11 protein-coding genes and 1 pseudogene are annotated in these 12,728 nt (G+C 62.9%); 6 read left to right on the plus strand and 6 right to left on the minus strand.

Annotation, left to right across the window (positions count from 1 at the left end; translation table 11 throughout):
• Complete coding sequence (locus AC2444_RS30060) at positions 1 to 1,290, plus strand: HAMP domain-containing sensor histidine kinase (RefSeq protein ID WP_012760751.1); 1,290 nt, start codon at positions 1 to 3, stop codon at positions 1,288 to 1,290.
• Between the two features lie 118 nt (positions 1,291 to 1,408).
• A complete protein-coding gene (locus AC2444_RS30065; protein WP_260693212.1) occupies positions 1,409 to 2,842 on the plus strand; it encodes an efflux transporter outer membrane subunit in 1,434 nt (477 codons plus the stop codon).
• 17 nt (positions 2,843 to 2,859) lie between these two features.
• Here AC2444_RS30065 and AC2444_RS30070 read toward each other — a convergent pair whose 3' ends face one another.
• Genes AC2444_RS30070 through AC2444_RS30090 form a run of 5 tightly spaced genes read right to left on the minus strand, consistent with a single transcriptional unit; the run spans position 2,860 to position 8,770 of the window.
• Positions 2,860 to 3,696 carry an HpcH/HpaI aldolase/citrate lyase family protein gene (locus AC2444_RS30070; protein WP_128449457.1) on the minus strand — a complete coding sequence of 279 codons (837 nt, stop codon included), beginning with the start codon at positions 3,694 to 3,696 and terminating at the stop codon, positions 2,860 to 2,862.
• Positions 3,693 to 4,145, minus strand: a complete 453-nt coding sequence (locus AC2444_RS30075) for a MaoC family dehydratase (protein ID WP_128449456.1) — start codon at positions 4,143 to 4,145, stop codon at positions 3,693 to 3,695. The genes AC2444_RS30070 and AC2444_RS30075 overlap by 4 nt, the downstream gene beginning before the upstream one ends.
• Entirely contained in the window at positions 4,145 to 6,010 is a 1,866-nt protein-coding gene (locus AC2444_RS30080; RefSeq protein WP_128449455.1) for an acetyl/propionyl/methylcrotonyl-CoA carboxylase subunit alpha, read from the minus strand. Before AC2444_RS30080 ends, AC2444_RS30075 begins: the two co-directional genes overlap by 1 nt.
• A 7-nt stretch (positions 6,011 to 6,017) precedes the next feature.
• Positions 6,018 to 7,628 (minus strand): carboxyl transferase domain-containing protein, encoded by a 1,611-nt coding sequence (locus tag AC2444_RS30085; protein WP_128449454.1) that lies wholly within the window; start codon positions 7,626 to 7,628, stop codon positions 6,018 to 6,020.
• Positions 7,625 to 8,770 carry an isovaleryl-CoA dehydrogenase gene (locus tag AC2444_RS30090; RefSeq protein WP_003555601.1) on the minus strand — a complete coding sequence of 382 codons (1,146 nt, stop codon included), beginning with the start codon at positions 8,768 to 8,770 and terminating at the stop codon, positions 7,625 to 7,627. The genes AC2444_RS30085 and AC2444_RS30090 overlap by 4 nt, the downstream gene beginning before the upstream one ends.
• A 159-nt stretch (positions 8,771 to 8,929) precedes the next feature.
• On the opposite strand from AC2444_RS30090, the gene AC2444_RS30095 reads away from it, so the two are divergent.
• On the plus strand, positions 8,930 to 9,190 hold the full coding sequence (locus AC2444_RS30095; protein ID WP_026170885.1) for a type II toxin-antitoxin system Phd/YefM family antitoxin: 261 nt from the start codon (positions 8,930 to 8,932) through the stop codon (positions 9,188 to 9,190).
• Positions 9,180 to 9,600: pseudogene (locus tag AC2444_RS30100) on the plus strand (hypothetical protein). Before AC2444_RS30095 ends, AC2444_RS30100 begins: the two are co-directional and overlap by 11 nt.
• Here AC2444_RS30100 and AC2444_RS30105 read toward each other — a convergent pair.
• Positions 9,574 to 10,659, minus strand: a complete 1,086-nt coding sequence (locus tag AC2444_RS30105; protein WP_128449453.1) for an AraC family transcriptional regulator — start codon at positions 10,657 to 10,659, stop codon at positions 9,574 to 9,576. The pseudogene AC2444_RS30100 and the gene AC2444_RS30105 overlap by 27 nt on opposite strands.
• Positions 10,660 to 10,742: 83 nt before the next feature.
• On the opposite strand from AC2444_RS30105, the gene AC2444_RS30110 reads away from it, so the two are divergent.
• Together AC2444_RS30110 and AC2444_RS30115 are read left to right on the plus strand one after the other, a co-directional pair.
• On the plus strand, positions 10,743 to 11,510 hold the full coding sequence (locus AC2444_RS30110; RefSeq protein WP_128449452.1) for an SDR family NAD(P)-dependent oxidoreductase: 768 nt from the start codon (positions 10,743 to 10,745) through the stop codon (positions 11,508 to 11,510).
• A gap of 23 nt (positions 11,511 to 11,533) precedes the next feature.
• The gene (locus AC2444_RS30115) at positions 11,534 to 12,721 is read left to right on the plus strand and encodes an acetyl-CoA C-acyltransferase (RefSeq protein WP_128449451.1); all 1,188 of its coding nucleotides are present in this window, start codon (positions 11,534 to 11,536) and stop codon (positions 12,719 to 12,721) included.
• The last annotated feature ends 7 nt before the right edge of the window (positions 12,722 to 12,728 follow it).

The raw sequence follows: 12,728 nt of genomic DNA on the forward strand, positions 1-12,728 counted from the left end.
ATGCCCCGGCTTTTCTGGAAATTCTTCACGACGATCTGGTTGACGATGGCGGCAACCGTCGGCGTTATCATCCTGCTCGTCAATTTCCTCCAGGGCGTTCCTTTTGCGCGCGAACTGGAGGAAGAGCGGCGAGTGATTGCCCTGAATCTCACCGCAAACATGCTCGCCAGAGATGGCGAGGATGCTGCCGCGCATTTCGTGCGCGCAAGTGAAGAGACGCTACCATCTGGTCTGACGATCTCCAAAACGGCGAAAGCCGATGCGTGCGAGGTTCAAAAGACCGTCGACACACGATTCGTCCTGAAGGACGAGGTTTGCTACCAGATTTCCCTGCCGGCCAAGGCGACGTTCACGTTCGAGAACTTCGGTCCGTTCTTGCCGTGGCTCACGATCCTGATTTCGAGCACGATTTCGGCAGGTGCACTCGCCCGATATCTCATTCGTCCCGTGGTGCATCTGCGCGATGGCTTGAGCGCGCTCGCCCATGGCCGCTTCGATTTCCGCATCGGTGACAAGATGGCCGGCCGAAAGGACGAGGTTACCGCGCTTGCGCATGACTTCGATTCCAGTGCCGCCCGGCTTCAGGAGCTGCAGGATGCGCAGCAGAGGCTGTTCCATGATGTCTCCCACGAGCTGCGTTCGCCTTTGTCCCGCCTGCAGGCCGCCGTCGGCGTGCTCCGGCAGAGCCCGGCGAAACTCGGCGCCATGCTAGACCGCATGGACCGGGAGGTCGAACGGCTGGATGCGCTGGTCGGCGAAGTTCTGACGCTTGCCAGGTTGACTGCCGGATCCAGCCGGCCGCTGAAAACGCACGCTCTTGATGTCATCGAGCTGCTCAACGAAATTCTCGGCGATGCGGCATTCGAAGCTCAGGCGCGGGAGGTCTCAATCACAACCAGTGTCGAGGGCGTTTTCCGCGCCGAAGTCGAAGGCGAGCTCATCTACAGGGCGCTCGAAAACGTCGTCCGCAACGCCGTCAAGTACACAGCCGAGCATTCGCGCATATCCGTATCGTGCGAGACGACAGACGAGCGCCTCAAAATCTGTGTCACCGATCAGGGGCCAGGTGTCAGTCGAGACGAACTCGAACGGATCTTCCAGCCGTTCTCACGCGGAAACGAGGCTGTACCGAGAGGTGGATATGGCCTGGGTCTGGCCATCACCAGACAGGCCATCGAGCGCCATGGCGGGCGGGTACATGCGTCGTTGCCGGATGCCGGAGGTCTGGCAATCACCCTGGAGCTTCCCCGAAAGCCGACACTCTATGGTTCGGCTGACGACCAAGCCTGATCCGGCCCAGCGATTTTACCTAACTTTACAGTGTCTTTACCGCCATTAACGTTGGCGTCGCTAAGCCTGAACCCACGATCCCGGTTCAGAAAGCTCGCCCGTGAATCCGTCGCTCTGCATGAACCTATCATCGCTCCGCTACGCCGCATCGGCGGTCACGCTTCTGCTGGCAGGCTGCGTCGGCGGCCCGAATCACGTACCCCCAGAGATGCCGCTTCCTGCTAAATTCAAAGAGGGGAGTACCAAGAGCAACGGCGATGTCGTGGCGGCGCAGTGGTGGACGGCTTATCGTGACAAGCGGCTCGACGGCCTGGTGGCTCATGGCCGCAGCGAGAACCTTGATGTCCTGCAGGCGCTCGAGCGCATCAATTCGGCTTCCGCCAATGTCACGGTTGCCGCTGCCGGTGGCCTGCCGAGCCTCGATGTCGGCGCATCGCACACGGTATCCGGTGAGAAGGGTTCTGAGCGTACGACGATCGGTACCACGAATGAGACAGGTGGCGAGGCCAGCCTTTCCTGGCTGCTCGACATCTTCGGCCAGTACCGTCGCTCGAAGGAGAGTGCGATCGCCTCGCTGGGGGCCGCCTATGCAACGGCCGACAATGCAAAGCTCACCTTCCTGAAAGACCTGGTCGAGAGCTATATCGACGCCCGCTATTATCAGCAGCGCATCGCGCTTTCGCAGGCGAATTTGAAATCCCGCCAACAGACTTACGAACTCACGCAGCTGCAGCTCAAGGCGGGTGCGGCCTCCCGCCTCGACGTCGTTCAGGCCGAGGGTCTGGTACAGTCGACAAAGTCCGACATTCCTGGCCTCGAACAGAGCTTCACCGAATCGGGCCATCACATTGCCACTCTGCTCGGGATGCCGGCGGCCTCGCTGATGGGCGAACTGCAGAAAAGCGTCGGCCAGCCGGTTTTCCGCGGCGACATTCGGGCCGGCATTCCGGCCGATCTCATCCGCAACCGTCCCGATATCCGCAAGGCGGAACGCGAGCTGGCGGCGGCTGTCGCCGATATCGGGGCCGCGGAAGCCCAGCTCTACCCGTCGATCTCTCTATCCGGCTCGATCTCGCCGAGCTGGGTCAAATCATCCGGTGCAAGCGGCGGAACTCTGACCAGTTGGACCTTCGGGCCGACACTCAACCTGCCGATCTTCGATGGCGGCAAATTGCGTGCGAATGTCGACATCGAAAAATCCGATGCCAGGACCCAATATCTCGCCTGGAAAGCGGCGGTGCTGAACGGGGTCGAAGAGGTGGAAAATGCGCTGTCGGCTGTTCGCCGTGACACGCAGACGCTCGAACCGTTGCGCAGACAGGTGCAGACGGCACAGGAGTCGCTTGCGCTTTCGACCACGAGCTACAAGGATGGCGCCTCGTCATTGCTCGATGTCCTGGAGGCGCAGCGGTCGGTCTCCGATGCCCAGGAGAGCCTTGCCGACACCGTGCAACAGGTTGCCAAGGACTATGTGGATCTCTACGTCGCCATCGGTGCCGGCTACCTCAACCGAGAGAACGCCGCCTCCAAGCACACCGCAAAGGCGGGCTGATTGGTGGCGCATTTGCTCTATCGCCCGGCCACATCGAGAATGCGGGTCGCGAGCTTGAGATGCGGCAGGTCCAGCATGCGCCCGTCGAGCTGGATGACACCCGCGTCTGGGCTGGCGGCGAAGGCGGCGGCGACTTTCTCGGCCCAGGCGATCTCGGACGGATCCGGCGTGAAGGTGTGATTGATCGTTTCGATCTGGCTCGGATGGATGGCCATCATGCCGGAAAAGCCGTCGCGCCGGGCTCGGCCGACATAGGCCCTGAGACCGTTGAGATCGTGGAAATCGGGATAGACGGTGTCGATTGCCGGAACGGCGGCGGCATGGGCTGCGAACAGCGTGAGCGAGCGGGCAAGCTCGTAAGGCGGCGTGTAGCGGCCATCCGTCCTCCGCGCGGTCGTAGCCCCCATCGCGGCAGGCAGATCCTCAGCACCCCAGGTCAGGCCGCAGAGGCTGGTCGCGACATTCCGGTAGCTGCCGATCTCGAAGATCGCGGATGGCGTTTCGGTTGCGATCGGCAAGATGGGCATTGCAGATGCAAGAGAGCCTGCAAGCTTCAGCACCGAAGCGGCACCCTCGGCCTTCGGCAGCACGATCGCAAAAGGACGAAGGCCGCTCAAAACGGCAAGGTCGCCTTCGAATTCTGGCGAGGCGAGGGGATTGATGCGGATCAGGAGAGCGGTCTCGCCGGCGTGATGCAGGACGAACTCGTGCACTCTCTCGCGCGCTTTCGGCTTGTTTAGGGGCGCAACCGAATCTTCCAGGTCGAGAATGACGGCGTCGGCGCCTGAGGCGAGCGCTTTTTCGAAACGCTCCGGCCGGTCACCGGGCGCAAAAAGCAGCGAGCGCAGCCTCATGACGGTTTCACCTTCAGCATTGCCGTGCGCAGGCACTGGCAGACGATCTCGCCGCGCTGGTTCAGGGTGATATGCCGGAAGGTGACGATGCCGGCATCGGGGCGGGAGTTCGAGCGACGCAGCTCCATCACTTCCGTTTCCACCCGCAGCGTATCGCCGATGAAGACCGGCTTTGGCATCGTTACCTTGTCATAGCCGAGATTGGCGACGAGCGTGCCGAGCGTGGTGTCGCCGACCGAAAGGCCGACGGTGAGGGCAAAAGTGAAGGTGCCGTTGACGACGATCCGGCCGAATTCGGTGCCGGCCGCATAGTCGGCATCGAGATGCAGCGGTTGCGGATTGTGGGAGAGCGTCGTGAACAGCAGATTGTCGGTCTCGGTGACCGTGCGGCGGACGTCGTGGGCGATGCGGTCGCCGACCGTCAATTCGTCGAAATAACGGCCGGCCATCAATCCTGCTCCTTCACAATGCTGACGACCAGCTGGTTTTCCGAGACCCTGATCCCTGAGGAAACCTGCAGTTTTTCGACGATGCCGTCGAAGGGCGCACGCAGCGAATGTTCCATTTTCATCGCTTCGACCGTTAGCAGGCGGTCGCCCTTGGCGACACGATCGCCGTCGGCGACATCCACCGAAATGACCAGGCCGGGCATGGGAGAAAGGATCGCGCCATCGCCGGCACACTGACTTGCCTCGACTTCACTTGCGACGGGCAGGCTGATCGGCCAGGCATTGCCGGCGTCGAAAAGCACCGTCGTTTCACCGATCGTGACGGTATTTGCCTCAAGCTCCGGACGTGATTGCCCCCAATGGAGGTGATCGCCGATACGGATGCGCACCCTCTTGTCATCCGCGCCGGCGATGCGGAATCCGGTCAACGCGGTCCAGGGATCATTATCCGTGTTCTTTAAAAGCGCCGTCGCCGCGCTATCGATTGCGCTTTCGTTCGGCTCCGTTGCCACAAGCCTGTCGTCATGACGGTCGAGAAAGCCGGTATCGATCCGAGCTGCGCGAAAATCCGGATCGACGGCGATGCGGGCAAGCAGGCCGGCATTGGATTTGACCGGCCAGACCTCGATGCCTGCGCAGGCGGCTGCGAGCTTCGAAAGTGCGGCTTCGCGGTTCGGCCCATGCGCAATGACCTTGGCAATCATCGGGTCATAGAAGGCGGTGATGTCATCCCCTTGCTCGACACCGCTATCGACACGGACGGTTTGCGGCAGGCTGAGATGTTCAAGCCGGCCGATCGACGGCAGATAGCCGGCGGCAGGATTTTCGGCATAGAGCCGGGCTTCGAAGGCCCAGCCGTTCATGGCGATCTCATCCTGCATTTTCGGCAAGGGCTCGCCGCTAGCGACCTTCAACTGCCAGAGCACCAGATCCTCGCCAGTAATTGCCTCCGTGACGGGGTGCTCCACCTGCAGCCGGGTGTTCATCTCCATGAACCAGATACGATCGGGACGTAGTCCCTCGGAGGCATCGGCAATGAATTCGATGGTGCCGGCGCCGACATAATTCACCGCTCTTGCGGCTTTCACCGCCGCATCGCAGATCACTGCCTGGGTGGCGGCATCGAGACCGGGGGCAGGGGCCTCCTCGATGACCTTCTGGTGACGGCGCTGTAGCGAGCAGTCGCGTTCGAAGAGATGAACGCAATTGCCGAACGTGTCTGCAAAGACCTGCACCTCGATATGGCGCGGATTGCTGATGTATCGTTCGATCAGTACGCGGTCATCGCCGAAAGAGGCGGCCGCTTCGCGGCGGCAGGAGGCGAGAAGCTCGGCGAAATCCTCAGGCCGGTCGACGCGGCCCATGCCCTGGCCGCCGCCACCAGCGACCGCCTTGATGAGCACGGGATAACCAATGATATCAGCCTCGGCCGCCAGCCTCTCTTCGCTCTGGTCCGCGCCGATATAACCGGGGGTCACAGGCACGCCGGCTGCTTGCATCAATTCCTTGGCCGCATCCTTGAGCCCCATCGCCCGGATTGCGGCAGGGGGCGCGCCGACCCAGATGATCCCGGCCTTTTCTACCGCTTCGGCAAATTCGGCATTTTCCGAAAGGAAACCGTAGCCGGGATGGATCGCGGCAGCGCCGGTTTTCCGGGCGGCATCGAGGATGCGGGTCTGAGAGAGATAGCTTTCGCGGGCCGGCGAGGGGCCGATGGCGATCGCCTCGTCCGCCTCCCTTACGAAGGGCAGGCCGGCATCGGCCTCGGAATAGACGGCGATGGTGCGGATGCCGAGCATCTTGGCCGAGCGGATGATGCGGCGGGCGATTTCGCCCCTGTTGGCAATGAGAAGGCTTTCCATCATCGGCGCCTCACATCCTGAACAGGCCGAAGCGCGGCCCTTTCGGGATCGGCGCATTCAGGCAGGCGGAAAAGGCAAGGCCCAGCACATCCCGGGTCTGGCGCGGGTCGATGATGCCGTCGTCCCAGAGGCGGGCCGTGGCATAATAGGGATTGCCCTCGGCCTCGTAGCCGGCGCGGATCAGCGTCTTGAAGGCTTCCTCCTCTTCAATAGGCCAATTCTCACCGCGCGCCTCCATGGAGTCTCGGCGGATCGTGGCAAGCACCGAGGCCGCCTGTTCGCCGCCCATCACGCTGATGCGGCTGTTCGGCCAAGTGAAGAGAAAGCGCGGGCGATAGGCGCGGCCGCACATGCCGTAATTGCCGGCGCCGAAGCTGCCGCCGATGATGACGGTGACCTTCGGCACGCTCGCGGTCGCAACCGCCGTCACCAGCTTTGCCCCATCCTTGGCGATGCCGCCGGCCTCATAGCGGCCGCCGACCATGAAGCCGGAGATGTTTTGCAGGAAAAGCAAAGGCACGCGGCGCTGGCAGGCAAGCTCGATGAAATGCGCGCCCTTCAGCGCGCTTTCGGAAAACAGCACGCCGTTATTGGCGATGACGGCGACGGGCATGCCCCATATGCGGGCGAAGCCGCAGACCAGCGTGGTGCCGTAGAGCGGCTTGAACTCATGCAGTTCCGAACCATCGACGATCCGGCCGATGACCTCCCGCACATCATAGGGCGAGCGCACATCATCCGGGATGAGGCCGCAGAGATCCTCGGGATCGAGTTTGGGCGGCCGCGCCTGCTGCAGGTCGATATCGACTGATTTCACGCTGTTGAGGCTGGCTGCGATATCGCGGACGAGCAGCAGCGCATGTTCGTCGTTCTCGGCGACATGATCGACGACGCCGGAGCGGCGGCCATGGGTTTCGGCGCCGCCGAGCTCTTCGGCCGATATGATCTCGCCGGTCGCGGCCTTCACCAGCGGCGGGCCGGCAAGGAAGATCGTGCCCTGATTGCGCACGATGACCGTTTCGTTGGACATGGCGGGCACATAGGCGCCGCCGGCGGTGCAGCTTCCCATCACGCAGGCGATCTGTGGGATTCCCTCGGCCGACATCTGCGCCTGATTGTAGAAGATTGCGCCGAAATGGTCGCGGTCGGGAAAGACTTCGGCCTGATGCGGAAGATTGGCGCCGCCGCTATCGACCAGATAGAGACAGGGCAGCCGGTTCTGCATGGCGATCTCCTGCGCCCGCAGATGTTTCTTCACGGTCATCGGGAAATAGGCGCCGCCCTTCACCGTCGCGTCATTGGCGACGATCATCACCTCGCGGCCGGCAACGCGGCCGATGCCTGATATGATGCCGGCGCCGGGCGCCTCGTCATCATACATGCCGTTGGCCGCCAGCGTGCCGATCTCCAGGAACGGGCTGCCGGCATCGATGAGCAGCTGGATGCGATCGCGCGGCAGGAGCTTACCCTTGCCGGTATGGCGCTCGCGCGCCGTTTGTGATCCGCCGTCGCGCGCTTTCGCCGAACGATTGTGGAGTTCGTCGATCAGGGCTTTGTTCTTGCTGGCATTGGCCTTGAAGCTCTCGCTGTCGCGGTCGATCGCAGTCGAAATCACCGTCATGATGCAATGAGCTCCCGGCCGATGAGGTAACGGCGGATCTCATTGGTACCGGCGCCGATATCGTAGAGCTTGGCGTCGCGCAAAAAGCGTTCGACCGGCCATTCCTTGGTATAGCCGGCGCCGCCGAGCGCCTGGATCGCTTCCAGCGAGACCTTCACGGCATTCTCGCTGGCAAAGAGGATCGCGGCAGCTGCATCGGTGCGCGTCGCGCGGCCGGCATCGCAGGCGCGAGCGACGGAATAGACATAGGCGCGCGCCGAATTCAGCGCGACATACATGTCGGCGATCTTGCCCTGCATCAGCTGGAAATCGCCGATCGCTTTGCCGAATTGCTTGCGATCGCGCACATAGGGCAGCACGACATCGAGGCAGGCTTGCATGATGCCGAGCGGCCCGCCGGCAAGCACGGCGCGCTCATAATCAAGGCCGGACATCAGGATCTTCACGCCTTCGCCTTCCCTGCCCATCAGCGCCTCGGCCGGCACCGCGCAATCCTCGAAGACCAGTTCGGCCGTATCGCTGCCGCGCATGCCGAGTTTGGAAAGCTTCTTGGAGACGCTGAAACCGGGCAGGCCTTTCTCGATGATCAAGGCGGAAATGCCTTTCGGGCCGGCCGCGGGATCCGTCTTGGCATAGACAACAAGCACATCGGCATGCGGCGCGTTGGTGATCCAGAATTTGGTGCCGTTCAGAACATAGCGGTCGCCTTTTTTCTCGGCACGCAACCGCATGGAGACAACATCGGAACCGGCGCCGACCTCCGACATGGCGAGCGAGCCGACATGTTCGCCGGAGATCAGCTTCGGCAGATAGCGGCGCTTTTGTTCCGGCGAGGCCCAGCGGCGAATCTGGTTGACGCAGAGATTGGAATGGGCGCCGTAACTGAGCCCCACGGAGGCCGAGGCGCGCGAAACCTCTTCCATGGCGACGACATGATCGAGATAACCAAGACCGGCGCCGCCGAACTCTTCCTCGACCGTGATCCCATGCAGGCCGAGCGCACCCATCTCGGGCCAGAGCTGGCGTGGAAACGTGTTGCTTTCGTCGATCTCCACGGCCAGCGGAGCAATATGGTCGGCGGCAAACCGCGCCGTCGTTTCACGGATCGCGTCCGCGGTTTCGCCGAGCGAAAAATCAAACATGGCACTCCTCCCGCTGAAATATGTAGCGCGGGTTGCGGCAGGGTCAAAGTGCCCTTGAATGATGCGGCCGAAGAACCTTGCGAATTCTTGTCGAGAGCGCGTGAGCGCCATTTTCTTGAAAAGATGGAATATATGGAAATCAAACCGGAGACGATGATCATGCGACAGTTCACGACAGGTGATCTCAATAAACAGATTGGTGATGTGACCGATGTCGCGAGCCGCGAGCCGGTTATTCTTACCCGCCACAACAAGCCACGTTTCGTGCTGATGAGCTATGAGCACTATCAGCGAATGCGCAGCGGCGGGGACCCGCGTCGTGCCCATCACATTTCGGAGATGCCGGACGAGCATGCCGAATTGTTCGGCGAGGCGATTGAGCGGCTGGCGCACGGTGAAGGCTACGACGATAAGCCATGAGTTTCGTCCTGGCGAGGTGGTTACCTATCCCTATCTCTGGGCGTGGCAACAGCAGCGTGGTGAGACCGAGGGGCGCAAACAACGCCCAGTCTGTGTCGTCATCGCGATCCGCAGTGCGAGCGATGGAAACACGCATCTCGTCCTTCTGGCAATCACCACACAGCCGCCGGAGGTGGGAAGGGTGGCCCTGGAAATTCCCGATATCGAACACCTTCGCGCCGGTCTCGGTGATCTCAAGCAGAGTGGGATCGTCGTCGACGAATACAATTACGATATCGTCGAGCGATCCTGGTACATCGAGCCTCATCAGGCGGTTCTTTGGCCGCTTCAGCAAGTCGTTCATGATGAAGGTTGCCGCCATGTTCGCGAAAGCGCGAGGCCAGTCAGGGCGGGTCAACCGATTCGACTGACATGCCCTCGATTTCCGCTCCGTCCCGCCGAAAGCCCTCGGGGCTCTTGCCCACCCATTTGCGGAAGGCCCGGAAGAAGGCGCTCGGCTCGGAATAGCCAAGCTGCACGGCAATCTCACCGATGGTCATCGACGTGTTCAGCAGCAGTTCGACGGCGAGGTCGCGACGGATGTCGTCCTTGATGGCGGCATAGCTTTGTCCCTCGTCGCGCAGGCGGTGGCGGAGTGTGGAGGGCGGCATGCGCATATCGGCGGCAAGCTCGGCAAAACTCCGCCACATGGCAGGCGTCGCCTGGTTCAGGCGCCGGCGGACGCCGGCGGCGATGCCCGCATCATAACGGTAGCGCACTAGAATATTGGCGGGTGCGCCGCGCAGGAACTGTTTGAGCGCCTGTTCGCTGCGCGCCACCGGCAGGTCGAGCAGGGCACTGTCGAAGCCGAGCCGGCTGATGGCTTGCGAGAAACGCACAGGGGCGCCGAAGAAGAGCCGATAGTCGGCGCCTTGTTTGGGCTCCGCGCAGCGGAAATCGACGAGCCGGATCGGAATGCGCCGGCCGACCAGCCAGCAGATGATGCCGTGCAGGATGATCCAATAGGTGCGGTAGGCGAAGGCCGAACGCGGGTCACCGGCGTCGCTGAGTTCGATCTCGGCCAGACCGTCGCGGATGACGAGCCGTCCCCGGGGATCGTCGAGCACGACATCGAGGAAACGCAGCGCCCGGCGGAGCGCCTGACCCAGCGTCGGCGCATGCAGCACAGAGTGGCAGAGCAGCGTGAAGCTGCCGCTGCGCATCGGCCGTGCGCCCATGCCGAAGAATTCATCGTCGAGCTCGGCGGCGATCGCCAGCCAGAGCGCGCCATAGGTCTCTGCCGAAACCGGCTGATCGACCGGGGATGCCAGGCCGACGCGGGCAAGGATCGGCGCCGTCGGCTTGCCGAGCCGCCGCAGGCTGTCGAGTGCCTCCTCCACGAAGCCCGGCGCGATCATGCGTCGTTCGATCTCGGCCATTCTATCCCCGCTATGGCAAAACTGGCCGAAATAATGGAGCAGTTCTGTCATCGCTTGCAATAGGTGGAGCGAATAGAATCGTGTCCGTCGGTTGCGCTTGGAGGGGGTTGTGGTCGGCAGGGAGGAAGAGATTCATGCTGATCCGTGGAGCAAGTTTCATCGTGACCGGCGGCGGCTCCGGCTTGGGTGCGGCAACAGTGCGCGCGCTTGTGGAGGCCGGCGGGCGCGTGACGATTGCCGATCTCAATATGCAAGCGGGCGAAGAGATTGCCCGGGAATTCGGAAGCGATGCCTGCTTCCTCAAGGCCGATGTGACCGATGGCGAGGAGGGGGCGGCGGTGGTTGCCGCTGCCGTCGAAGCCTTCGGCAGCCTGCGCGGATTGGTGAATTGCGCAGGCGTCGCACCGGCCGAAAAGGTGATCGGCCGCGACGGACCGCACCGGCTGGAGAATTTTGCCCGCACGGTCGGCATCAATCTCATCGGCACGTTCAACATGATCCGGCTGGCCGCCGCAGCGATCCAGACGACCGAGCCGGATGCGGAAGGCGAACGAGGCGTCATCGTCAATACGGCCTCGGTCGCCGCCTTCGACGGCCAGATCGGCCAGGCAGCCTATGCCGCCTCCAAGGGCGGGGTGGCGGCGATGACCTTGCCAATCGCCCGCGAGCTTGCCCGTCACGGCATTCGCGTCGTCGCGATCGCACCCGGCATTTTCGAAACGCCGATGATGGCGGATATGCCGGCCGAGGTTCAGGCAGCACTCGGCAAGAGCGTGCCCTTTCCGCCGCGGCTTGGCCGTCCGGCAGAATTCGCCGGGCTGGTACGCCATATCTTGGAAAACAACATGCTGAACGGCGAGGTCATCCGCCTCGACGGCGCATTGCGGATGGGCGCGCGCTGAGCGCTTTGCCCGAAGGAGGAAAGATGGTTTTGCAAGACCCCATCGTTATCGTCGGTGCAGCGCGCACCCCGATCGGCAGCTTTCAGGGAGAGCTGAAGGAGGCGACAGCGCCGGAACTCGGAGCAACGGCGATCCGCGCGGCATTGCAGCGGAGCCGCGTCGAGGCCGAGGCGATCGAGGAGGTCGTCTTCGGTTGCGTGCTGCCGGCGGGGCAGGGACAGGCGCCGGCGCGCCAGGCGGCGATCCATGCCGGCCTGCCCTTCTCCACTGCGGCCAGCACCGTCAACAAGATGTGCGGCTCAGGCATGAAGGCCGTGATGATGGCGCATGACCTGATCGCTGCCGGCAGCGCTTCAGTGGCGGTTGCGGGTGGCATGGAAAGCATGACCAATGCGCCCTATCTCCTTGACAAGGCCCGTGGCGGTTACAGGCTCGGCCATGGGCGTGTCGTGGATCACATGTTCCTCGACGGGCTGGAGGATGCTTATGACAAGGGGCGCTTGATGGGCAGCTTCGCGGAGGATTGCGCCGAGGCCTATCAATTCACGCGCGAGGCGCAGGATAACTACGCCATCGCCTCGCTGACGCGGGCGCAGAAGGCGATTGCCGAAGGCTGTTTCGAGAGCGAGATCGCGCCGGTTACGGTGAAATCGGGCAAAGCCGAGCAGGTGGCGAGCCGCGATGAACAACCCGGCAAGGCGAAGCTTGACAAGATCCCGACGCTGAAACCCGCCTTCCGCGACGGCGGTACCGTGACCGCCGCCAATTCCAGCTCGATCTCCGATGGTGCGGCGGCCCTGGTGCTGATGCGCCGTTCCGAGGCGGAGCGTCGCGGCCTGAAGCCGCTTGCCACTATCCTTGGCCATGCCACGCATTCACAGGCGCCCAATCTTTTCGCCACCGCACCGATCGGCGCGCTGCAGAAGCTGTCCGATCGCACCGGCTTGCCGCTGTCGGAGGTCGATCTGTTCGAAATCAACGAGGCTTTCGCTGTCGTCGCCATGGCGGCGATGCGTGATCTCAACCTGCCGCATGAAAAGGTCAACGTGCATGGCGGCGCCTGCGCGCTCGGCCATCCGATCGGCGCTTCAGGAGCCCGGATTCTGGTGACGCTGCTTGCGGCGCTGGAACGCCACGACCTGAAGCGCGGCATGGCCGCGCTCTGCATCGGCGGCGGCGAGGCGACGGCCGTCGCCATCGAGCGGCACTAGGGGGAGG

This window comes from Rhizobium sp. WSM1328 (assembly GCF_057653715.1).